Below are 23,244 nucleotides of genomic sequence, written 5' to 3' on the forward strand. Positions count from 1 at the left end.
CAGAGTTGGAAAGAGCGTATTATTCGCAACTGAAAGTGTCAGGCATCACAGCTTGACTCAAACTAACGAGTCTCCGGAAAAATCGGGGCGGTTCAGGTTTTTCAGAATCGACTAAGTAGTCTTTCACTTCGCATGCGCTTATCTTAGACGAGCAAGCTCTTTCAAGCATTGATGCTCCGTTAATTCGGACCTCTAAAAAGAATTGTGTCTTGCTGGAGAATCAAAGCACGGTTGCAAGAAAATAACCAATATATTGAAAGACTGACAGAGAAAATGAAAGATTGGAGTAAGTATCGCTAGCAGAATTTAAACATAAATACTATGCGAGCTCACTTGTCACCTGGTTTTATGAACTTCGGTTCGACTACATGCCGCAATTTAGCAGTGTTCTATGATGAAGATTACAAACAATTTACGATAGAACACTGCAATTCTCTCACTGATACTAAGTGTGGAATTCAAGCTGCAGTAGTTTGCATTTCATCCTTATCCGAACAGGTTTATTTAGATCGATACGTAAATCACAAAAAACAGAAAATTTTACTGCGCACTCCAAGACAGCATATATGATTCCGGGAATGGACCGGATTTATAATCAATATTGCCTTCTGGTTCAATATTCTTCTGAAGGAATACTTGTCGCACCATTTCAGGAATCATGACCATGCCGACATAACGCCCCAAGCATTCATGATCGCCAAAGCCAAAATGAAAATAATTATACCAATTACGTTGCGGTATAAATTCTTCCGGCGACTCGAAGGCTCGTTCATCGAATGTGGCGGATAATGTTACTGGTAGAACATAAGTGCCTGCCCGCAATACTGTTTCATGATCGGTGCCTTTTGCCGCAGTATAGTCGCTTGCGGTCGTCCGGAATAAATAGGGCGTAATCGGAACAAAACGTAAGGCCTCCCAGACAATGCCATCGAATTCAGTAGGATCATCTTTCTGCGCAGCGGTTTTTGCCTTCTCCCGCCATTCCGAATGTTGAAACAGGTATTGCAGTACCTGAGCCACGGCTTGAGCGGTCGTCTCAATGGCGCCAATCAGCAATCCACCTGCGTTGATACCTAAGCGCTTAATGTCGAAATCCAGTTCTTTTGCAAGACTGGTGCGCAACATTCGAGTAACGATGTCATCTTCCAATCTGACGATAGTGGAAAATGTTAGTTTTTCAATTTTTACCGCTAGAAGGCGCTTTGCAATCAACATGGTGATATAGTCGCTCAGCTTCTTGGAAGTTTCGTTATGGCGATCAATGATGCGCTGCGACAATTCTGGAGGAACCAGATCGAAAGGCTGGTTATGAAAGGTATCATATTGATTCCAGTAGGACCATTCAATCAGATCTTCTCTTTTGGCTCCGGTCAGTCCAAAATATTTTTGTACCAGTGTAGCAGGAACCATACGGCAGAAACTATTGACCACTTCAATCTGGCCATCGGCATTACTTAGAATCCCCTTGGCAATATCTGCAATCATATTGCGTACGCGCGGCAAATCGTCACGGTTCAGCATGAACTGCATCAATGATTTTTCCCGCGTATGCAGTGCATCATCATCATGCGCCATCAGATAATTATCCATTTTCGGAACATACGGCTTGACAGTAAAAACCTTGTACATTGTCAGTATTTCTCTAACATCATCAAACCGGGTTACCAGTGTACAGTCGGGCGTTACCAGAATGGGGCGTTTGGTGCGCAATTCCTTAAAAAAAGGTAAAGGTTCGGTATCCATCCAGCGTCGAACCAATGGGAATTTCTCTACGTCGGCGGTGGCATCGTAGCGTTCTAAGTAATTTGTACTCATTTCATCACTCCCTGTCCATTAATAAATGATAGCTGAAGATTCTAATTACAGAGTTTTGAGGTATTCAAGCAGATCCAACCGTTCCTCTTTATTGAGTTTCGGCAAAGTCTTACCATCAGGCTGAGCCGTTCCGCCGGATGAATACTCGTGACCAGCATTACTATTACCTTTTAAGCTGGTATCAAAGGTAAAACCTTCGTATCCTTCACTTTTAAGGCCAACTTTTTCAGGGTCGAATTCCCGCGACCCTACTTGGAATTCGTCAGGACGATATTCATCATCTTCTGCATCTCCTTCACGTTTTTTTGGCAGTAATAAATCGTAGAGTGTCGGTACTGATCCGTTGTGCAAATAAGGCGCTGTCGCCCAAATGCCATTTAATGATCTTGCCTTATAGGCGTTTAACGAAGCAAACGGATCAACGGTTGTATCCGGATCATAATTGCCGTGTTTAAGTGAAGGGTTAATTTTGTTGCGAATAAATGCTGTGGCGATATCTACAAGCCAATCGGCCCAACGTCGAAGAAACCATTTGTCGGGATCAGGAGTGGCTACTACATTTAAGGTCGCTTTTGTCAACAATGCGGCAACAGGTGCTTTCTGGTCGAGTAAAATATCTCCGATACCTACGCTTACATACTGGTTGCGCAAAATACCGGAGTAGCCCTGATATTCCCTGCCGTTTCTGGCCATAACCGGATCAGTTCCTACGTCGCTGACTCGGGACATGTGTGCAATGATGCGGCGCTGAGGATCGGAACGATCAATTCTGGCATGACAGCTTTCACAATACTGATTGAACAATAGCTTGCCCCGAAAAACACGTTCCTTGTCTATTTCTCCCAGAATATCTTCCGGCCATACAGGGGACTGCAGTTTATCCAAATGTGATTCAATTCTGCTTAGATTATGTACATTCACGGAAGAAGCAAAGCTAATCTTTTTAGTTCCAGCGGCTTGTCCACCAATAAGGGTTGAAATGCTAAATCCTTTTTCCTCTTTCCAATCCAACGTACCGAAAACTCCGATAACCTCCCCGGTATTGCGTCCGAGCGGACCTAAACCGGCATTGTCAGCTAATCCGTTCCATTGTACGTAATCATGTTGTGGTATATCCCATAAGAAAGGATAGCTGACAGGCGCATTAGGCGGATTAAACAATTTCTGGCGCAATTTCCCTAATTGCTCCCACTCAAGTGTTTGGGTAAGACGTTCAACCAAATGATCACGCTGATCGCCAGTCATAATCTGGTTTACATTTTGCATGATTTTATCGAGTTCTTCTTTTGTCATCCCTGTATTGCCCATTGCACCGCCGTCACTCAATAGTTCCTTTAATACTTTATCGTTGACGAGGTGTTCCAGCACACGGTTATAAATGCGTCCAAACGCATCTAATCGCGCATAACCATAGGGAACGTTGTTGCCGTCTTCATCGATGCTGCGATTAATGGTAATATAACTGGATAGACGCTGTTTGTATTTCTCCAAATCGCCCAGCACTTCAGCTTCTGATTTGTAGTTGCCGCGTGCCAGGACATCCTTGACAAATCGATTTTTGACTTCTTCATTCCTTTGAGTGTAGTGCATGGCTTTCGTAATATCCCTCATGACGCTATCCATATCTGCACTGGCCGGACCGCCATCAATACGAATACCTACACCGTTATAGTTTATTTGTCCGGTGTGGCAGGCCGCACAAGTCAAGCCTATGTATTCTTTATCCCTGTAACTATCCTTAACCCATCCGACAGGCAATGCATCTGGATTACTGGAGGTCGCTTTCTGAGGCAGGTAACGATAGAAATTCATGTTCTCATCGGCACGAAAAAGTCCGGGCTTTTTCGGCTGCTCCAATGCCATAAAAAAATCATAAGGCATCAGATTCGATCCCTGCGTGGTAGTATAGAACCACAGGCTATCGGCAATATCCCAGCCTTGGTCAAGGTATTTCACCGTTGTGTAATTATCTCCAAACAGATCTTGGGTGACAGTAGTTGCGCCACGTTCAGGATCAGTTTCCGGGATCAGTGTACAAGCAGAAATTCCGGCGAAAATCAATAAAGTTAAAATAAAAGATAGCAACTGTTTTTTTGGCGATGCAAATGATTGTTTCACGATAGATCCCCTTTCTGCTTGATTTTGTTTAACTATTACTTTCAGGAACAAGAATTGCTTGCACAACAATGATGATTCTTATACTCCATAATTATCTTGCAATGTTGTCATAATCTTTGGCTCTTCACATTACAAAACTCTTGATTATCTTTATTCGAGATCCGTGCTCAACGCTCAACTTTGGCGTATGGTTTTATTCTTATGAGCTTGCGCCTGTTCAGAATTATATTCAGAATTTACTGTAGATAATAGCAATACTAACATGTCTTATAAAGCATATCAGCAATAGATCTCTAACCGATAAACAGGAAATACGAATCCTCGCTCTGAAAAGAATTATTCTCGATTTATGATCTTATTACTTTCTAAGGTTTGATGCTGGCAACGTATATTACGAAATTACATCCGTTAGCGATACGATAAATAAAGGGGTATTCTGTATGTTGATTGGCATTACATAAACAATTACCGGGACGTAATTGAGGCTTATCGCTACATGAAACGGGAATCTGCTCCCTATACACTTATTTTCATTGCTTCAGGGAATAAAAAAACCGCCACTGAGGGCGGTTATTTTTGTGCGAAAATGAAGCCTAAAGCTATTTTCTTATATTTGTAATTAATGTCCTGGCTTGCTGGTTCCGCCATACGGGCGAGCATCAGCCCCTTCTTTTAAGCAATTGCCATTCCCATCAAGGCCGTGAGGACATTCAATCTCCTCCCCACGCATGAGTTTTTCATAGTTTTCTTTTTCTGTTTCCGGCAACGCTTGACTGGGTTTGCCGCCACATGCAGATAATGTTAAAACCAATAAAGATGCGGCCAAAAGAAGAGTATATTTCATCGTTTGATTTTCCTTATAAAAATTTCTAAAGTAAGTTTTGCAGTATATAACGAATTTAGTAAATCACTCAAGCAGGTTTTAAGTCAACCATCTAATATGGTTATATTGGTTTTTGAGATTTTTTAGAGAAAAAACAACTGTCAAAACAAGCGATCTTGCACAAAGTGCTTCGATTATCTTTTCAAAAATATCCGATGAAATGACACCAGGAAAATGGAACGAATCGGTTAAGCTCTGCCATTACATAACAGGAGGAGGGCAATGAGATAGATAAGAAATGCAAACAATATTCTGAGGAATTCAAAGTTAAGTGGCCTTGGTGCTGATATTTGGAGTGGAAACAGCATTCACAGTTGGCAGAATTTATGATGAAGTAAAGTAAATATTTAGTTGACGCTAATCCAACAGGCTGGATAACGATTTTGCATTTAAACGTTGGGGGGGCTGCTATGCAAGATTGCGATCAGAGCACACATTTCATTGTCGAAACATGATTTTTGTTCTAAAAAACAGGTCACCTGAGTTCGATTAACCAGCTTTGGTGGAGATCAAATTGCTTTTCGAGTGTACAGTCGTCCTATGAGTGGGGCATTTTACACACCACTACTTCCGATGCTGCGATGTCATCGAAGTAGTGGTGCATCTATGACATTACTCTTGATCTTTACTTGATTTTTCTTTATTTGCTTCTTGAGTATCTGTTGTATCAAAAGTAGGTTCCGAATCTCTGGGAGCATATGCTGATGGAGGTGGTTTATCCATAGGGTAGCCATCAAGACTTTTTTTACCTTCGCATGCTGCTAATGTCAATAAGACAACTGCCAATAATGAAAATCTAATCATTTAATCTCCTGTATTTTTCTGGTTTATCATTTTTCCAGATAGCATAATCGAAGTCACATCATTATTCAAATTTGAATTATGTCCGCGTATATGCTTTATGATAAGTTTCTGATAGATAAGGTTAATGACTTAATGCATAGTAATGTCCTGATTTTCAGTTTGTGAGTGGATTTAAAGCTTCGATAAAAGTTAGTGCATATCATTACGATATATTAACCCGGAGGTGCTTTACGTAAATCAAGGATCTGGCACAGAGCGGGCGCGGAGAGAAGATGTAGTCTGGAAGGCACATATAGAGGTTTATCTCAATGCTTATGAATCGGTACTTGAGATCAAGGAATCATTGGCGAAATACTTTCTACTTCTGCTCTTACTTAGATTTTTGAATTAATGCATGTATGCTAGCGGATAATGCAAAAATTGGAGTTATTAAAATGCAGCACTGGATTTTTCTTTCAATCGCGATTATCAGTGAGGTGATTGCGACCTCGTGTCTGAAGGCATCTGAGGGATTTACCCGCTTGTGGCCATCCCTCGCGGTGATTGTAGGTTATGCGCTGGCTTTTTATTTGCTTTCTCTGACGCTCAAAACCATTCCGGTCGGGGTGGCCTATGCCATATGGTCCGGTGCCGGATTGGTATTAATTGCGCTGAGCGGCTGGTTTTTTTTCGGGCAGTCGTTGGATGCCCCCGCTGTGGTCGGTTTGACTCTAATTGTTGCGGGGATCGTGGTGATCACCATGTTTTCGCAGACGGTTTCTCTTTGAATTTGATTAATGATTTAACTGTTAATCAACGAGCAATTCCTGCCAAGAAAAAATGACTCCTGCTAACGGCGGTAGCGTAATTGCCATTGAATCGGCAAACTCCATCCAGGGCTCTGGCACGCTGGTAATATTACCTAGATTGCCGACATTGCTGCCACCATAATAAGTGGAATCACTATTAAAAATTTCCCGATAAATGCCGGCAGCTGGCACGCCGATGCGATAGCCAGTGCGTGGAACCGGAGTAAAATTGAGAACGACCAGTACAAATGATCCGTTCATGGCGCGCCGCAGGTAGCTGATTATTGATTGATCGGCATCCTGGCAGTCGATCCAGTGAAAGCCTTCGGCAGTAAAGTCAAGTTGATGCAAAGCGGGGATATTTTGATAACAATGATTCAAGTCGCGCGCAGCAGCTTGCACGCCGGTATGTGGTTGTTGTTCCAGTAAATGCCAGTCCAATTCGTGATTTACACGCCATTCGCGTTGTTGCGCGAATTCATTGCCCATGAAATTGAGTTTTTTCCCTGGGCACGTCATCTGATATACCAATAGCAGGCGCACGCCGGAAAATTTTTGCCAGGCATCTCCAGGCATTTTGTTCCAAAGCGAACCCTTGCCATGCACGACTTCGTCATGCGAAAACGGTAGCACAAAATTTTCGGTATACGCATAGAGCTGGCTGAAAGTCAGCTGCTCGTGATGGTAGCGCCGGTAGATAGGATTTTGGTGCATGTAAGATAGTGTATCGTGCATCCAGCCCATATTCCATTTCATCGAAAAGCCCAAGCCACCCACATAGGTTGGGCGCGATACTCCGGGCCAGGCGGTGGATTCTTCCGCCAGTGTCAGTGCACCGGGAAATTCTCCATGTACCATGATATTTAGTTCACGAAGGAAATCAATTGCTTCCAGATTTTCCCGTCCACCATGTTTATTTGGCAGCCATTCGCCATTCTTGCGGGAATAGTCAAGATAGAGCATTGAAGCCACTGCATCGACACGCAATCCATCCAAGTGAAATTCGGATAACCAATAATGAGCGCTGGATAAAAGAAAGGATTTCACTTCATTGCGGCCATAATTGAAGATGTAGGTGCCCCAATCCTGATGAAACCCTAGGCGCGGATCCTCGTGTTCGTATAGGGCAGTACCGTCAAAGCGTGCCAGTGCAAAAGTATCCTGAGGAAAATGCGCGGGTACCCAATCCAGAATCACGCCGATTCCCATCTGATGACAAGCATCTACGAAAAACCGGAAATCATCCGGTGAACCGAAGCGGCTGGTGACGGCAAAATATCCCGTTGTTTGGTAACCCCAGGATTCGTCCAGAGGATGTTCCGAGACGGGCATCAATTCGATATGGGTATAACCCATTTCCTGCACGTAAGGTAATAGATGCTCTGCTAGTTCTCGATAGGTATAGAAACGTCCGTCCGGGTGCCGTTTCCATGATCCGGCGTGAATTTCAAGAATATTCAGCGGTGCATGCAGCCAATCCCAATCAGCCCTGCGTGCCATCCAGGTAGTGTCTTGCCAATGATAGGCGCTATGGGCGGGGATCAGTGCCGCAGTGTTGGGGCGCAATTCGTATTGCTTGGCATAGGGATCCGTCTTGACGAGAATTTCACCGCTATTGCGATTGCGAATTTCAAATTTGTAATGAATATTGGGTGGTAATTCCGGAATAAACAATTCCCATACGCCGCTGGCGTGATGCACCTTCATCGGGTGCATTCTGCCGTCCCAATGATTAAAATCACCTATTATACTGACGCGTTCGGCATTCGGAGCCCATACCGCGAAACGCATTCCATCAACACCGGCATTCCTGACCGGCTGAGCTCCAAGCATGCGATAAGCCTGCCATAGCTTGCCTTGATTGAACAAATATAAATCATGATCAGAAATTTGTAACGCAAAAGCATAGGGGTCATATATTTCATAAACGGTATGCTTGGGGTTTTTTGCTTCAACGCGCAAGCGGTATGGCATGATCGGCATTGATTCGCTGCGCCATTCGAAAATACCTTCAGGATGAACGCATTGCATCGGCTCAAAGCCAATTGATGTTTGGATCCATACCTGAGCATCAAAAGCACGAAATACTCTGACCAGAACTTGATTATGCGCTCTCTGTAAACCTAAATACGCGTAGGGATCATGGAGTTGTGCATTGATCAATGCGTGCAGCGGAAAATTGGTTTTGCTCGTGGTCATCACCTTTATTATATAGAATTGGCTAATATGGCCTGGATTATAACCTGTCTACTCTTTAACGAAAGGCAATTAAGCCCAAAGCTCTCTGTGAGAAAGTGCCATAATACGATAATATATTCGCATAGGTGCAAAAGGGTTATAAATTGCTATGGATAAAACCAAACTTACACATGCGCAATCCCACGCGGAATGCAAAGCCAGTAGCCGCTTTCATAGGAATATCTCACATGAGGCGCTCGCATTAATATTAGCAGGCGGGCGCGGTAGCCGTTTGCACCAGCTGACCGACTGGCGTGCTAAGCCCGCTGTTCCTTTTGGCGGGAAGTTTCGTATTATTGATTTTCCTCTGTCAAATTGTGTCAACTCGGGTTTTCGACGTATTGGTGTCGTGACGCAATATAAAGCGCAGAGCCTGATTCGTCATATTCAGCATGGCTGGAGTTTTCTCGATGGACGTTTTAAGGAGTTTGTTGAATTGCTCCCCGCGCAACAACGAACTGTTGAAGAAACATGGTATCAAGGAACCGCCGATGCAGTATTTCAGAATATCGATATTTTGTTACGTCACGATGCTAAATATGTATTGATTCTGGGCGGGGATCATATCTATAAAATGGATTACAGTAAGCTGCTGGCTGAGCATATCGAGAAATCGGCGGATATGACGGTAGCGTGTCTTGAGATGCCACTGCAAGAAGCGAGTGCTTTTGGCGTTATGGGAGTCAGCGATCAATGGCAGATAACCAGTTTTGCTGAGAAACCGGCACATCCTGTATCGATACCCGGTCAACCTGAGAAAACCCTGGTGAGCATGGGTATTTATGTATTTAATGCCGATTTTCTCTATGAGCAGTTAATTCGTGATCATCAGGATCATGATTCGTCGCATGACTTTGGTAAGGATATAATTCCGTATCTGGTGTCCCGTCATCGCGTTTTTGCTCATCGATTCATGAGCAGTTGCGTTAATATGGCATCCGGGATACCGTACTGGCGTGATGTCGGAACGGTGGATGCATACTGGGAAGCTAATGTTGATCTGATTTCCGTTACACCACAGCTTAATCTGTACGATGAAGATTGGCCCATCTGGACACACCAGGAACAACTTCCTCCGGCAAAATTTGTATTCGATGACGATGATCGACGGGGTCATGCATTGGATTCGTCCGTATCCGGCGGCTGTATTATCAGTGGTGCTACGGTTCGTCGTTCCTTGTTGTTCTCCAACGTAAAAGTCAATAGTTTTAGCTATGTGGAAGATTCGGTCATACTTCCCGATGTGGAAATTGGCCGGCATGCGCATCTGCGGCGCGTGGTCGTGGAAAAAAAATGTGTAATTCCTGAAGGATTAGTTATTGGATTTGATCCTGAACAGGACCGCAAGCGATTCTATGTGACCGAGAAAGGCATTACATTAGTTACACCGGAAATGCTAGGGCAGGAAATACATAAGATATGTTAACGAAGATTGAATAAATGTTACGAATTAATAGGTAGTGATGCAAAAGGGGAGTGTATTCGTGACTATTTTTCATGCCAGAAGCATGATTGATGCAGTAAGCTTCTATAATTTAATTTAATCAATACTGTCTTTTTATAATGAAGCAATTAAATCTCGTTTTGCTGTGGCATATGCACCAACCGGACTATCGGGATTACGTCACCAATCAGTTTGTGTTGCCTTGGGTGTACTTGCATGCCATCAAGGACTATACCGATATGGCTTATCATTTGGAGTCGCACCCAAAGACCAAAGTGGTTGTCAATTTTGTTCCAGTGCTTCTGGATCAGCTGGATGATTTTGCGCAGCAATTTTCCACCAAGCAAATACGTTGTCCTTTGTTGCGTTTGCTAGCGACACCTGAGCTCGAAAATATCACGATGCAGGATCGCCTGTATATATTTGACAGCTGCTTTCTTAGTAATCATGAGAATATGCTGCAGCCGTATCCGGCTTATAAACGCCTACATGACCTCTATCAAGTCTTCAATAAAGTGAGTGAGCGTGAATTAAAGTATTTTTCCGGACAATATTTGGCTGATTTGCTGGTCTGGTATCACTTGGCATGGATGGGGGAAAGTGTACGGAGAAACAATGAGTTTGTAATAAAATTAATGACTAAGAACCAGGAGTTTAACTATGAGGATAGGCTGCAGCTTTTCACTTTGATCGGTGAATTAATTCAGGATCTGATTCCGCGTTATCGCAAGCTCGCTGAATCAGGGCAGATTGAATTATCCACCACACCTCACTATCATCCGCTTGCACCGCTACTGATTGATTTTTCTTCTGCCCGGGATAGTCAACCCGATGTCGCTTTGCCCGCGCATAACCTCTATCCAGGTGGGCGTAGTCGCGTGGCATTTCATTTATCGTCTGCAATCACCAGCCACACTCAGCGTTTTAATGAAAAGCCTACCGGAGTCTGGCCCGCTGAAGGGGCTTTATCTGCCCCATTAATAAAAATCATGGCAGAGCAAGATTGTCAATGGAGTGCTAGCGGGGAAGGTGTGCTGGTCAATAGTTTGCGTGCATCATATCCTGATGCGTCACTTCTGGATCGCAACCACTATTTATATCGTCCTTACCGGATAGACGGAGAATCAAAAGACATCATCTGCTTTTTTCGTGATGATCAATTATCTGACTTGATCGGTTTTGAATACTCCAAATGGTTTGGTCGTGATGCCGCGGAAAATTTTGTGCAATCCCTGGATCACATCTATCACGGTACGGCTGGTGAGGGGAACCCGGTTGTCAGCGTTATACTGGATGGAGAGAACGCCTGGGAGTCATACCCTTATAATGGGTTTTATTTTCTTGACGATCTTTATCATTTGCTCGATGATCATCCGTATATCCACACCACAACTTATCGGGATTATCTCGCATCTATTGAAGCCAGTGCTATTGAAGCATTGCCTGCGCTAGCAGCCGGTAGCTGGGTATATGGAACATTTTCGACCTGGATTGGCGACAAGGAAAAAAACTATGCATGGGACATGCTCTGTGCGGCTAAACATAGTTTTGATCTGGTGATGCAAAGCGAGCGTTTGACCGAAGAGGAAAAGAATCAGGCCAGCCGGCAGCTGGCATCTTGTGAAAGCTCAGATTGGTTTTGGTGGTTTGGTGATTACAACCCGGCGCATTCCGTAGCAAGTTTCGATCAGTTGTTCAGGAAAAATCTGATGAATCTTTATCATTTGCTTAAACTGCCGATACCATCCGCAATTCTTGAGCCTGTTAGCAAAGGTAATGAATGGAGTGAAGCCAGTGGAACGATGCGGCGATCCTCATCAAGCACGGATTAATTTAGATCGTATTTTTCGTGTTTGAGAACGGATTCTGGGTTGCCATAGGTTCTTAACGATTACCGGAGTCATTGAATGTCACAACGTGTTTCGTTACTTTTGGGTGTTCATGCCCATCAACCCGTCGGCAATTTTCCCGATGTGTTGAAAGATGCGCATCAGCGTTGCTACAGGCCTTTCTTGCAGATACTTTACCGTTATCCGGATTTTCGTTTTTCCGTTCATTTTTCAGGTTGGTTACTGGATTATCTGTTGCAACACTTTCCTGATGATATGGCATTACTGCATCAAATGGTTGCGCGGCGACAAGTGGAATTATTCGGTGCGGGTGATACCGAACCGGTTTTGGCGGTCATTCCCAACCGGGATCGCATCGGTCAGATTGATGCATTTTCCCGAAAGCTGGCAATAAAATTTGGTCAGCGTCCGCAGGGTGCATGGTTAACTGAACGAGTTTGGGAATCTACGGTCGTTCCTGCGTTGGCGAATTGTGGAATCCGCTATGTCACTGTAGACGATTATCATTTTTTGTGTGCCGGTAAAACTCCGGAGGAGCTTAATGGCTATTTCACCACTGAGGAAGATGCATATAAACTTGATTTATTCCCAATTTCTGAATCCTTGCGTTATAAAATTCCTTTTTCTCCGGTTGAGGAGACCATCGCCTATCTGGAATCATTGACGGATCGTCATTCGCCAAACACCCATTCCGCAGCGGTTTATTTCGATGATATCGAGAAATTTGGTATCTGGCCGGAAACTTATCATTGGGTGTATGAACAAGGTTGGCTTGAACATTTTATCCAGAGCGTACTGGCTTCGGACAAAATCTGTACCCAGCATTACAGTGAATATCATGCCAGTGAGAGAACCCGCGGTATTGTTTATCTGCCTACGGTATCGTACATCGAAATGAATGAATGGACGCTGCCTGCGCATTCCGCCAATATTTATGCAGAACTGTTACAGCAGGCAAAAACAAGCGGCTGGTATGAACACAAGAAAGCTTTTATTCGTGGAGGCATCTGGAAAAACTTTTTTTCCCGCTATGCGGAATCCAACTGGATGCATAAGCGCATGCTGGGGCTTTCTGCACGACTGGCCGAGTTGCCGGCGCAGCAACGTACCAGTGAAATGCAGCAGAAACTTTACGAGTCGCAAGCAAATGATGCCTATTGGCATGGCATGTTTGGTGGTTTGTATCTCCCGCATTTACGGCGCGCCATATACAATGCCATGGTTGAGCTGGAAGCGTTGCTCGATACCTGTGCGCCGCGTCCTTCGTATTTTACCGAAGATACCGACCTGGATGGTGTGGAAGAAGCGTACCTGCAGAATGGCGTGCTGCAGGCAGTGTTAAAATTAGACGATTTTGCCAGTATTTGCGAATTGGATGCCTATCAGTTGAAACATAACTTTGGCGATACCCTGCGCGTTCAATGGGAACACTATTATCAGAAAATTCAGGCGGGGCAGCCTGATTCATCCGGTGATGCCGTTAATGGCATCGCTTCGGCGCACGATCGGATCAGTTACAAGCATGAGATCAATGCGGAAGACATCGTTGCCGATGATCATCCTCGCGGCTTATTCGTTGATCGCCTGAATGGCATGTTTATTGCCTACCGTTCAGTGGCTGCAGCACTTGAAAATAACCACTTTCAATCTGAAAATACCAATTACCCGATCCATAAACACGTTCTGTTGGATCAGAACCGGTTACAGGTTGCATATCATTTTACCGCTAAACTGGCGCATAAATTCAGTACCGAAATCAATCTTGCCATGCCTAGTTGCGACGGGATAGGCGGACGCTACATCTATCAGGGGAAAATTCTTGGTGGTTTTGGTGAATTGCTTGAATTAGCGGACATGACTGAAATAATACTGGACGACGATACGCTGGGTGGCAGCGTGGTGCTAAAAATATCCCACCCGGTGACGCTACGCGCACATCCGCATTTCTCGGTGTCGCAATCTGAAAGCGGATTTGAAAAAATTATGCAGGCAACGGCACTGCTATTGGAGTGGCCGGTCACGACTCAGGAATTAATTATTACACTGGAGATTAATGCCCGTTAGTTGTATTTCATTCATAATTCATACTATTTAGCAACTCAAACACACGTTATGTCTATTCTTACGCAATCACCTGCTTGGTTAGCTTTGCAGTCGCATCAATCGGTTATAACACAACAACATTTGCGTGAATTGTTTCAACAAGATCCGCAACGTTTCGAAAAATTTTCTCTGATTTTCAACAATATTCTGATGGATTATGCCAAGCATCCGATTAATCATGAAACCGTTGATTTATTGCTGGCGTTGGCGCATCAACAGAAGCTAAAAGACTGGATTGCAAGGATGTTTTGCGGGGACAAAATCAATTCGACCGAGCAACGCGCGGTGCTGCATATTGCATTACGCGGTGATCAATCCGTTATGGTCGATGGTGCGGATGTGATGCCGGATGTTAAACGCGTGCTGAAGCAGATGGAGCGTTTCTCGATTGCGATTCAAAGCGGCGAACGCAGAGGCTATACCGGAAAAATGTTTACCGATATTGTTAATATCGGCATCGGTGGATCGGATCTGGGGCCTGTGATGGTTACTGAAGCACTGAAACCTTACTGGCTGAAGGGCATTGCACCACACTTTGTTTCAAATGTTGATGGTACACAGCTAGCCGGTATTTTGCGTCAACTCGATCCGGCTACGACGCTGTTTGTTATTGCCTCAAAAACATTTACGACTCAGGAAACTCTGACCAATGCGCATTCTGCGCGAGAATGGTTTTTGTCCCAGGGTGGCAATGAAAAAGATATCGCGCATCATTTTGTAGCGGTTTCGACCAATCGTGCCGCAGTGGAAAAATTTGGCATTGATCCGGATAACATGTTTGAATTCTGGGATTGGGTTGGAGGGCGCTATTCATTATGGTCGGCTATCGGATTGCCGATTGCTCTGACTGTCGGTATGGATCATTTTTATTCTTTGCTGGCGGGTGCGAAAGCAATGGATCAGCATTTCGCCACGGCTCCATTCGAGAAAAATTTGCCGGTTATGCTGGGTTTAATAGGTATCTGGCACATCAATTTTTTCGGTACGGCTTCTCATGTTGTACTGCCTTACGATCAATCGTTGCATCGTTTCCCCGCTTATTTGCAGCAACTGGAAATGGAAAGCAATGGTAAGCGCACCACCCGCAACGGTGAAGTGGCCGATTATGCTACCGGAGCGGTCGTTTGGGGAAAGCCTGGAACCAATGGTCAGCATGCTTTCTATCAATTGTTACATCAAGGCACGCAAACCGTTTCAGCTGATTTTCTGGCGCCTTGCCAAAGCCATTACCCAATGGGAGAGCATCATCGCATGTTATTGGCGAATTTTTTTGCGCAAACAGAAGCGTTGATGGCCGGTAAAAATGAACAGGAAGTGCGCGCCGAACTTGAAGCGCAGGGTACGTCTGCGGAATCCGCAGCGCAATTGTTGCCGCATAAGATTTTTCCCGGGAATCGTCCGACCACATCCATTTTATTCAAGAAACTGGATCCTCAGACATTGGGTTCATTGATTGCATTGTATGAACATAAAGTGTTTGTGCAAAGCGTAATATGGAATATTAACCCGTTCGATCAATGGGGTGTGGAACTGGGAAAGCAGCTTGCCGGAAAAATTCTGGCTGAATTGGGACACAGGGATCCTGTGGTGTCGCATGATTCATCCACCAATGGATTGATTAATTATTTCAAGGTCAATCAGTAGAAATTTCACCTATGCCGCGATCCCAGAAACTTCGTGTTTTGTTTATCACTTCCGAGGTGTACCCTTTGTGCAAAACTGGCGGTCTGGGCGACGTCAGCGCAGCTTTGCCTGTCGCCTTACGTGCATTGCACAGCGATGTGCGGCTTTTGTTGCCCGGCTATCCGCAAGTGATGACTGGAGTTAAATACAAATATAAGGTAGCTGGATTCAGTACGCTGTCACAGTTCCCACCCGCTTCCTTGCTGTCGGCTCGATTGCCGTTGAGCGGAACCGAGAGCATTCCGGTGTTTGTGATCGACTGTCCCGGGTTATATAACCGTGAAGGAGGGCCCTACATGGATGCATTTGGTCATGATTGGCCTGATAACGCATTACGTTTCGGTCTGTTATCAAAAATTGGCGCTATTCTGGGCAGCGATACCAGCCCGATTGCCTGGCATCCGCACATAGTTCATTGTAATGACTGGCAGAGTGGGCTTACTCCGGCTTATTTGAATTTTTATTCGGGAAAGAAAGCTGCCACGATGATGACCATACACAATCTGGCATTTCAAGGTATTTTTCCACCCGGAAGCGTGGTACAACTGGGGTTGTCACCAGACAGTTTCGATATCAACGGGATAGAGTACTATGGCAATTTATCTTTTCTCAAAGCCGGGCTATATTATGCCGACCAGATTACTACAGTCAGTCCCAATTATGCCAAGGAAATACAGATAGAGCCGCTGGGGTTCGGTTTACAAGGATTATTGGCAGCCCGTCAATCTGATCTCACCGGTATTATCAATGGCATCGCTACCACTGAATGGGATCCTGAAACGGATCGTTATCTGATCAAAAACTACAATAGCAAGAACCTGTCGAATAAGACAGCTAATAAAACTGCATTGCAACAACAAATGGGACTGGCAGTCGATGCGCATATCCCTCTATTGGGTGTGGTCAGCCGTTTGAGCCACCAAAAAGGGATTGATCTGCTGATCCAGATTGCTCCGCAATTGATAAAAATACCCGCGCAATTGGTTGTGTTGGGCAGCGACCGCCCTGAACTGGAGCACTTGCTTTCCACGTTGGCGCAAACCTACCCTGAATCAATCGCGGTGCACGTTGGTTTTAACGAAGCTTTGTCTCATTTGATAGAAGCCGGTATTGATTGCTTCCTGATGCCATCACGGTTCGAGCCCTGTGGGCTGAATCAGATGTATAGTCAACGCTATGGCACCCCGCCGATAGTTCACGCCACGGGCGGCCTGCTTGATACGGTGGTGGATTGTACTCCGGTTACACTGGCAAATCATACTGCCAGCGGCTTCGTGTTTTATCCCATGACGGAGGCCAGTTTGCTGGATACCATAAAACGTGCAGTGCTTGCTTATCACAATAAAAAAATCTGGCAAAGCCTGCAGAAGAATGGCATGGCCAAGGATTTCAGCTGGAACGCGAGCGCAATGGCTTATCAAGAACTTTACCGCAGGCTGTTACACTGAAATACGATCTTCATTCAACAGGACTAGATATCATGAAAATCACGCTCAGTATTCTTTCTGCCGTTTTGTTGTCCGGTTGTATTGCGCATCAGCTAGAGGCGCCTTTACCGCCTGCGGTAGTGAGTGAAGTGCCGGAAAACTGGGAACAGGCGCAAGCCGGAAAATATCAAGAAAAATCAAATTATATTCAGTCTCGTCAAGTCGCTTACGATTGGTTTGGCAATTTTGCTTTTAGCGAAATCGATGGCATTCCCTATATTGCGTTGAAACTCTTACCCAAGCTGGCGCCCCAGTTGTGGGGAAGTGACGAAAATTTTCTCGATGCGGTTGGCTTGTTTATCGATGAGCGGCAGAAATCCTATCCGGTTGCACGCGGCATTGGCTTCAGTGGCTTATCCCGGGCTGAGGCGCAGGGGAATATTGATTACGCATCATTTACTTGCGGCGCCTGTCACATCGGCCGTGTGCGACTCGAGAGCGGCCAGATCGATTATCTCGACGGCGGAGTGAATACGACCTTCAATATCGCGTTATTTCGCGTCAAGCTGTATCAGACCTTACAAACAGCCTATGCAGGTGAAACCGGCGATAACAAATATCGATTGTTAACGCAGAAGTTGCTGGATACATTGGATACCGTTCATCAGCAAAATCCGAATTATTTTTATAATAATTTCCAAACAAGCGGCAGAAACTTTGATACCGGATACGAAGCCGCGCAAATTGCCTTGTTCAAACAAAATGCTGAACAGACGATCAAGCAGTTTGCACAGCGCGCCGAAGCCGAATATGAAGGTTTTGGCGCGTTAATCGCCAAGAACTATGCCGGTCTTGAATCGGAAATGCTGGCTGGTTTTCCCGGAATGGCGGATGCGACGGGTTTGAGTGCCATCAACGGTTATATCAGTCTGCGCAAGATTCCCATTATTAAAGGACTTGCCAGTGTCACGCTTCCATCCGAGCCGGGCATCACTGATTTTATGTCGGTATGGGAGCAAGACAAGCGCCGGGCAAGCTGGGACGAGAGTCATGCCAGACTCATCAATGGTGGCGGCCAATGGAACGGTAATGTACCGATGCCGATCTACCGTAATCTGATCGCCATGCTGACTTTGGGCCTGGAAAAAACCGACGTCCGGGTGGCTGCCTTTGCCGAAGAACTGCTCGATGGATTGCCGGCCAGTCCTTATCCTTTCAATGTGGATATCGAGCTGGCTAAAAAGGGGCAAGCATTATTTGCAGAGCACTGCGCCGATTGCCATCAACCTAAAAACGGCAAGGTTTACGATAATCTCGGTACTAGCATGAAAAGGGCTTATGTGGTCGGCACGCTGTTAAATTATGCCGCCCACAAGCAATTGTATGCAAACTGTGCGTCGGATACGACCATTCAGTTGGAGGGTAAAGATATCAAACCCTGTGCCGAGTTTGACGGCGTTCCGCTGGATGGTAAAAAAGACCTGCTGATGTCGCCCAACAATGAACACCGCGGTTACAATGCCCGCCCGCTAAGCGGTGTCTGGGCGCAAGCGCCTTATCTGCATAATGGCACGGTACCGACGGTTTATCATCTGCTAGTACCGGATGAGCGTCCGGCCAGTTTTATCAAGAGTAAGCTTGATTATGATTCCCGGTATCTCGGCTTTTCCTGGAATGCTGAACAAACAGCTAGCCAAACCGAAGGTTATCTGTTTCAGGTCAATGCGATTCCGGCTCTGAGCAACAAGGGGCACGATAAGGATATCGTGGAGGGCAAAAAAACCTATCGTCTCAATTGGTCTGACGACAAGCAAGGCGCTTTTGCTATTATTGAATATCTGAAGACTTTGTGATTTTATAGCGATAATGTAAGGGCTGCTATACAAAAGCGCGGATGGAGTTATGGCAGGAAGTGAGGACGACCTCACCGCTCCAATATCTTTAAGGGGACGAGACCCTCATAATTCAAAAAGGAGCGTGTATGGCTTGGGCTATTCTTATTGTTGCGGGGCTGTTTGAGGTTGGCTGGGCCATCGGATTGAAGTATACGGAAGGTTTCACGCAATTGTGGCCCACGATCGGAACGATTCTTGCGATCATCATCAGTCTTTGGTTGCTGGGCATTGCCATGCAATCACTTCCGGTTGGCACGGCCTATAGCATCTGGGTAGGCGTGGGAGTGGTCGGTACCGTGACTCTCGGGGTCGTTCTGTTTGACGAACCCGTGAATGCGGCGCGTTTAATCAGCGTTGCACTCATTATCACAGGCATTATCGGTCTTAAGCTCACTACACCGGGTTAACAATATTACGCACCGCGGTGGATAATGGCGCGATGGTCGGGGATGTCGCAAAATGGAAACACCGGGAAATACGATTTACCTTAATATTAAGGAGGTAACATGCCAAACGTACTGATTCAACCCTATATCATGTTCGGCGGGCGCTGCGAAGAGGCGCTCGAATTTTACCGTACCGCTCTGGACGCGCAGATCGATATGCTGATGCGCTTCCAGGAAAGCCCGGATCCCACTCCGCCCGGCATGTTGCCGCCGGGTTTTGAAAACAAGGTCATGCACGCCAGCTTTCGCATCGCCGACAATGTGTTAATGGCTTCGGACGGTTGCGAAGAGGGCCAGGAATTCAAAGGTTTTTCACTGTCGATCTCGGTTGCCACCGAAGCCGATGCGGATCGATATTTTTCTGCGCTTTCCGATGGTGGTCAGGTGCAAATGCCATTAGGCAAAACATTCTGGTCGCCGTGCTTTGGCATGCTCACCGATCGTTTCGGCATCAGTTGGATGATCAATGTCGTGACAACCGATTGCACCGGGTGAAATCAAGTATCCCGATTATCGGCATTGCAACGGTACTGATCGCCGGATCCGGCTGTACTGCTCAGCAACTTTACGCCATCGGGCAATCATGGCAACGCAACGAATGCGGCCGGTTAATGGGTCAACAGGAACGCGATCGCTGCTTGTCGAGTACCAGCATTTCGTATGCAGCGTACAAAAACAATCCGGCAGCGGCAGCGAGCCGAAATGACAGCATCATGAGCTTTGAGAAAATGGGCGATCAGCAACTATGGGATATTGCCAATCCCATTATGGATAACTTGATGGATGCTTCGACCCGACTTGATCACGCCAGGCATGTGCAGGATTTCACCGAGCGGATGAAAGCCATTGTGACACCCGAGTACCTCCAACGTGTTTGCCAACAATACCAAGCCGAAAAAGGATATTTCTCCAGCCGCATGCCGGTTGCCTTATTCAGACGTCCGGACTCTGTAGCCATTGTGTGGAAACAATCGTTTACGAAAGCGTCGGGTGAATTTGTCGCGGAGATGGTGTTGGTACATCAAAACGGAAAGTATTTGGTTGATCATGTGATGGTTTTCTGAGTTTTTTCCTAATGGAAATGTGAGAGCTGAATAGATCAATCTTCATGAAACATAAGGACATAATATGATGCTTACGATAATAGATCTCATTTTTGTCGTAATGTATTGCATCATTTTGGGTGTTTAATTTTAGCTAGCCTACACATGACCTGGCAGATGCTCTATTTTTCGGAACTACAGCAGCTACCTGTTCACAAACAGATGCTCGCATTCTCCGGTGCGTATCTCGACTCAGCGGAAGTGCTTTGTAATAGCCTATGTTCTGACAAGGAACGCGCGAACTATGCGCACGGGTCGGTGGTTATGTCCCTCGCGTTTCACTCGCTTGAGCTCTTCTTCAAAGGTTGCATCTTGAGGTCATTCCCCGCAGAACAATTCAGTGGAAAGGCAGGCCACGACTTGGATGCACTCTCTAAACGCTTTTTCAAGCTTTATCCGAAGAAAGAATTTCAATTTGAAGTGCCGTTCCGACACGAGACTCCCGAAATAGTCGGAGAAATGGCTTCCAATGAACTTGCCCAGTTGCTTGCTTATATTGAAGAACATAAAAGAAAGGCTCCTGAAGATCAGCGCCATCGGTATCCCACAAGTGTGAGCGGCAAGACCTGGGATGGCGCGTTCGGCTTTGAGCCAAATTCATTTTTGGTTACTCTTCGTGAGTTGCAGCAAGTTTACGCACACATTCAGTCTCTGCTTTAGAAGGCTAACTCTACGTTGGCACAAATAGGGCCTACCATCGTATTTTGCCGGATGATACGCCACACAAAACAGGGTTAGGTCACAAACAAAGAAAATGGATAGGAGATGATCGCTATCTGCGATGTCTGGGAAATCCACCGCCATGACCGATACCGCTACGACCTTTGCCGAAAATTATCGCAACGGCGATAATGGCGACCGTGATAACTCCGACTATCACTTTATTCCAGTCGATAACTGTTTTATAGAGGCGGAAATCGTCTCGCCAGCGAATGCGTTGCCAAATTTCATCGGAGGTTATTGATCGAGGGTGGCTAACGGTATCAAGCGTTACAGTAACTTCATGGTCTGCGTTGATGTCAATCGAGTCGGTTGGATTTCCCCGTGACGTCACCGTGATCGTGCCGCTGATGACCGTGACTTCTGTTTCATGTTGCGACACCTTGAGATGCAGGATCGCGTTTTTGGCATAGATGATGGCGTGCAAGGTCTCGATTCTTTGTTCACACTCCGATGTTTCCGTGAATGCATTGCCGATCTTGAATTCATCCACGCGTATTAAACAGGATGAATCAGATGCCTTGAACTGAATACGGGCACCATTTTGACGGCCGCTACTGACGAACGAATGATTCTTTACTTGCTCAGTATCATTTACTGAAGAGCCATTGAGCAATACGCCTTTGCCTGATGGTTGTATCAATCCGATGGTTGCATCATCAGGCAAAGTGCTATGATGAAAACGAGCGCCGGTATGCTCATTTTGTTCCCATAAACTGCCTGCTTCAGCAAGACTTCTATCCATGACAGGAACTGTTTTGCAACCGGCGAGCAACGAAATTGCCAGCAAAAGCAGCAGCAGGCCCTGATTGCCAGAAAAATTCAATGGAGAAAATATAAACCTTGGATAGTGCCGCGGATGAATGCTTATTATCTTGAAGAGGAATGGCTTGATTTCTGTAGCATCCATTTCGTTTCTCCTTTCAATCCTTTGTTCCAGGTAGTTTTCTAATGGAGATACTGTATAGGAGATTGTATGAATCCGGGCTGAATGAAGTTAGGGGATACAAAAGAAGGTACCGGAAAATAGCATTAAGATCACAGACATCAGGTTTTGCATATAAAAGCATGAAGAGTTGCTGTTAAATTCAATAAATGGAAATAGCGACTTGAGGTGAGAAGGCCGATTACATTGGAATAATTTTCACGCCGATCCAGTATTTTGCTATATTCCCGGCTTTGTCCTTTCTTTGGTTATCACATTGGAACATACATCTTCATTAGAAAAATCAAATGAGAAAAAGGATGAGATTTTGCAAGCGTTGGCAGAGATGCTGGAACATCCGCAGAGGCTCAAGATAACTACTGCAGCATTAGCCATGAAATTGGGAATCTCTCAATCATCCGTATACCGTTGTTTCCCCAATAAAGCACAGATGTTTGAAGCACTGATAGAATTTATTGAAAAGACTTTGTTTGTGCTGATCAATAAGATTTTGCAAGAAGGGCATTCCGCTACTCAAAAGATTGAAAATTTGTTACTGCTATTGTTAGGATTTTCGCGCAAGAATCCGGGCATGACGCGAATTCTGGTGAATGATGTCTTGATCAATGAAAACGAGCATTTACAATTGCGCGTTAACCAGTTACATGACAGATTGGAGGCCACTTTCAAACAAGCGTTACGCTTTGCTGCTTCCGAGAGACAGATCAATAGGGATATGAATGTTACGGCGCGTGCTAATTTATTGTTGTGCTTTGTGATTGGCCGCTGGTATCAGTTTGTCAAAAGTGAATTTGCGCGGGATCCCCTGGCAGACTGGGAAGCTCAGAGACGGATTTTGTTACCGTCCGAGCTACTTTGAGCTGGGAAGATTTTACACATTGAACCGCCCCGGGTTTATCGGAGACTCCATTTCTTGAGAGAATGGAGCTATGAATAAATCGATAAGATACTCACCTGAAATCCGTGAACGAGCAATTCGCA

Annotated in this window: 18 protein-coding genes; 12 read left to right on the forward strand and 6 right to left on the reverse strand. The window is 45.4% G+C overall.

Annotation, left to right across the window (positions count from 1 at the left end; all coding sequences use genetic code 11):
- Window positions 1–540 precede the first annotated feature (540 nt).
- The 4 genes from C4S39_RS13790 to C4S39_RS13805 all read right to left on the reverse strand — a co-directional run bounded on the left by C4S39_RS13790 (window position 541) and on the right by C4S39_RS13805 (window position 5,620).
- Window positions 541–1,815 (reverse strand): cytochrome P450, encoded by a 1,275-nt coding sequence (locus tag C4S39_RS13790; protein WP_103967531.1) that lies wholly within the window; start codon window positions 1,813–1,815, stop codon window positions 541–543.
- A gap of 45 nt (window positions 1,816–1,860) precedes the next feature.
- Complete coding sequence (locus tag C4S39_RS13795) at window positions 1,861–3,933, reverse strand: di-heme-cytochrome C peroxidase (protein ID WP_103967532.1); 2,073 nt, start codon at window positions 3,931–3,933, stop codon at window positions 1,861–1,863.
- 619 nt (window positions 3,934–4,552) lie between these two features.
- Window positions 4,553–4,777, reverse strand: a complete 225-nt coding sequence (locus C4S39_RS13800) for a hypothetical protein (RefSeq protein WP_103967533.1) — start codon at window positions 4,775–4,777, stop codon at window positions 4,553–4,555.
- Between the two features lie 651 nt (window positions 4,778–5,428).
- On the reverse strand, window positions 5,429–5,620 hold the full coding sequence (locus C4S39_RS13805; RefSeq protein ID WP_103967534.1) for a hypothetical protein: 192 nt from the start codon (window positions 5,618–5,620) through the stop codon (window positions 5,429–5,431).
- Between the two features lie 434 nt (window positions 5,621–6,054).
- Between C4S39_RS13805 and C4S39_RS13810 the strand changes: the two genes are divergently transcribed.
- Complete coding sequence (locus tag C4S39_RS13810; protein ID WP_103967547.1) at window positions 6,055–6,387, forward strand: DMT family transporter; 333 nt, start codon at window positions 6,055–6,057, stop codon at window positions 6,385–6,387.
- A 21-nt stretch (window positions 6,388–6,408) separates the two neighbouring features.
- Here C4S39_RS13810 and glgB read toward each other — a convergent pair whose 3' ends face one another.
- A complete protein-coding gene (glgB, locus tag C4S39_RS13815; protein WP_103967535.1) occupies window positions 6,409–8,607 on the reverse strand; it encodes a 1,4-alpha-glucan branching protein GlgB in 2,199 nt (732 codons plus the stop codon).
- Between the two features lie 148 nt (window positions 8,608–8,755).
- On the opposite strand from glgB, the gene glgC reads away from it, so the two are divergent.
- The 10 genes from glgC to C4S39_RS13870 all read left to right on the forward strand — a co-directional run bounded on the left by glgC (window position 8,756) and on the right by C4S39_RS13870 (window position 21,257).
- Window positions 8,756–10,072 (forward strand): glucose-1-phosphate adenylyltransferase, encoded by a 1,317-nt coding sequence (gene glgC / locus C4S39_RS13820; RefSeq protein WP_103967536.1) that lies wholly within the window; start codon window positions 8,756–8,758, stop codon window positions 10,070–10,072.
- A gap of 137 nt (window positions 10,073–10,209) precedes the next feature.
- The gene (locus tag C4S39_RS13825) at window positions 10,210–11,922 is read left to right on the forward strand and encodes a glycoside hydrolase family 57 protein (RefSeq protein WP_103967537.1); all 1,713 of its coding nucleotides are present in this window, start codon (window positions 10,210–10,212) and stop codon (window positions 11,920–11,922) included.
- Window positions 11,923–11,997: 75 nt separating this feature from the next.
- Window positions 11,998–14,004 (forward strand): alpha-amylase/4-alpha-glucanotransferase domain-containing protein, encoded by a 2,007-nt coding sequence (locus C4S39_RS13830; RefSeq protein ID WP_103967538.1) that lies wholly within the window; start codon window positions 11,998–12,000, stop codon window positions 14,002–14,004.
- A 48-nt stretch (window positions 14,005–14,052) separates the two neighbouring features.
- Complete coding sequence (gene pgi, locus C4S39_RS13835; protein ID WP_103967539.1) at window positions 14,053–15,687, forward strand: glucose-6-phosphate isomerase; 1,635 nt, start codon at window positions 14,053–14,055, stop codon at window positions 15,685–15,687.
- A gap of 11 nt (window positions 15,688–15,698) precedes the next feature.
- Window positions 15,699–17,174 (forward strand): glycogen synthase GlgA, encoded by a 1,476-nt coding sequence (gene glgA, locus C4S39_RS13840; protein ID WP_103967540.1) that lies wholly within the window; start codon window positions 15,699–15,701, stop codon window positions 17,172–17,174.
- Between the two features lie 32 nt (window positions 17,175–17,206).
- Window positions 17,207–19,006, forward strand: a complete 1,800-nt coding sequence (locus C4S39_RS13845; protein ID WP_103967541.1) for a c-type cytochrome — start codon at window positions 17,207–17,209, stop codon at window positions 19,004–19,006.
- Between the two features lie 128 nt (window positions 19,007–19,134).
- Window positions 19,135–19,455, forward strand: coding sequence for a quaternary ammonium compound efflux SMR transporter SugE (gene sugE / locus C4S39_RS13850; RefSeq protein WP_103967542.1), 321 nt, complete (start codon window positions 19,135–19,137; stop codon window positions 19,453–19,455).
- A 99-nt stretch (window positions 19,456–19,554) separates the two neighbouring features.
- Window positions 19,555–19,989 (forward strand): VOC family protein, encoded by a 435-nt coding sequence (locus C4S39_RS13855; protein WP_103967543.1) that lies wholly within the window; start codon window positions 19,555–19,557, stop codon window positions 19,987–19,989.
- Window positions 19,986–20,558 carry a hypothetical protein gene (locus C4S39_RS15925; RefSeq protein ID WP_258039456.1) on the forward strand — a complete coding sequence of 191 codons (573 nt, stop codon included), beginning with the start codon at window positions 19,986–19,988 and terminating at the stop codon, window positions 20,556–20,558. The genes C4S39_RS13855 and C4S39_RS15925 overlap by 4 nt, the downstream gene beginning before the upstream one ends.
- A 144-nt stretch (window positions 20,559–20,702) precedes the next feature.
- Window positions 20,703–21,257, forward strand: a complete 555-nt coding sequence (locus tag C4S39_RS13870; RefSeq protein WP_103967545.1) for a hypothetical protein — start codon at window positions 20,703–20,705, stop codon at window positions 21,255–21,257.
- A gap of 112 nt (window positions 21,258–21,369) precedes the next feature.
- Here the strand turns inward: C4S39_RS13870 and C4S39_RS13875 are convergent, their stop codons facing one another.
- Window positions 21,370–22,227, reverse strand: a complete 858-nt coding sequence (locus C4S39_RS13875; RefSeq protein WP_103967546.1) for a hypothetical protein — start codon at window positions 22,225–22,227, stop codon at window positions 21,370–21,372.
- 292 nt (window positions 22,228–22,519) lie between these two features.
- Here C4S39_RS13875 and slmA point away from each other — a divergent pair, with 292 nt between their 5' ends.
- Window positions 22,520–23,122 (forward strand): nucleoid occlusion factor SlmA, encoded by a 603-nt coding sequence (slmA, locus tag C4S39_RS13880; RefSeq protein ID WP_103967548.1) that lies wholly within the window; start codon window positions 22,520–22,522, stop codon window positions 23,120–23,122.
- Window positions 23,123–23,244: the final 122 nt, after the last annotated feature.

It is taken from the genome of Nitrosomonas ureae (assembly GCF_900108305.1).
Lineage (GTDB): Bacteria > Pseudomonadota > Gammaproteobacteria > Burkholderiales > Nitrosomonadaceae > Nitrosomonas > Nitrosomonas ureae_B.

What these genes read in the sequence shown, in the direction of transcription:
- glgC (WP_103967536.1), top strand. Translation starts at nt 8,756, where the DNA reads ATGGATAAAACCAAACTTACACATGCGCAATCCCACGCGGAATGCAAA.
- pgi (WP_103967539.1), top strand. Translation starts at nt 14,053, where the DNA reads ATGTCTATTCTTACGCAATCACCTGCTTGGTTAGCTTTGCAGTCGCAT.
- C4S39_RS13830 (WP_103967538.1), top strand. Translation starts at nt 11,998, where the DNA reads ATGTCACAACGTGTTTCGTTACTTTTGGGTGTTCATGCCCATCAACCC.
- C4S39_RS13790 (WP_103967531.1), bottom strand. Translation starts at nt 1,815, where the DNA reads ATGAGTACAAATTACTTAGAACGCTACGATGCCACCGCCGACGTAGAG.
- C4S39_RS13855 (WP_103967543.1), top strand. Translation starts at nt 19,555, where the DNA reads ATGCCAAACGTACTGATTCAACCCTATATCATGTTCGGCGGGCGCTGC.
- glgA (WP_103967540.1), top strand. Translation starts at nt 15,699, where the DNA reads ATGCCGCGATCCCAGAAACTTCGTGTTTTGTTTATCACTTCCGAGGTG.
- C4S39_RS13845 (WP_103967541.1), top strand. Translation starts at nt 17,207, where the DNA reads ATGAAAATCACGCTCAGTATTCTTTCTGCCGTTTTGTTGTCCGGTTGT.
- C4S39_RS13810 (WP_103967547.1), top strand. Translation starts at nt 6,055, where the DNA reads ATGCAGCACTGGATTTTTCTTTCAATCGCGATTATCAGTGAGGTGATT.
- C4S39_RS13800 (WP_103967533.1), bottom strand. Translation starts at nt 4,777, where the DNA reads ATGAAATATACTCTTCTTTTGGCCGCATCTTTATTGGTTTTAACATTA.
- C4S39_RS13825 (WP_103967537.1), top strand. Translation starts at nt 10,210, where the DNA reads ATGAAGCAATTAAATCTCGTTTTGCTGTGGCATATGCACCAACCGGAC.
- C4S39_RS13875 (WP_103967546.1), bottom strand. Translation starts at nt 22,227, where the DNA reads ATGGATGCTACAGAAATCAAGCCATTCCTCTTCAAGATAATAAGCATT.
- glgB (WP_103967535.1), bottom strand. Translation starts at nt 8,607, where the DNA reads ATGACCACGAGCAAAACCAATTTTCCGCTGCACGCATTGATCAATGCA.
- sugE (WP_103967542.1), top strand. Translation starts at nt 19,135, where the DNA reads ATGGCTTGGGCTATTCTTATTGTTGCGGGGCTGTTTGAGGTTGGCTGG.
- C4S39_RS13805 (WP_103967534.1), bottom strand. Translation starts at nt 5,620, where the DNA reads ATGATTAGATTTTCATTATTGGCAGTTGTCTTATTGACATTAGCAGCA.
- C4S39_RS13870 (WP_103967545.1), top strand. Translation starts at nt 20,703, where the DNA reads ATGACCTGGCAGATGCTCTATTTTTCGGAACTACAGCAGCTACCTGTT.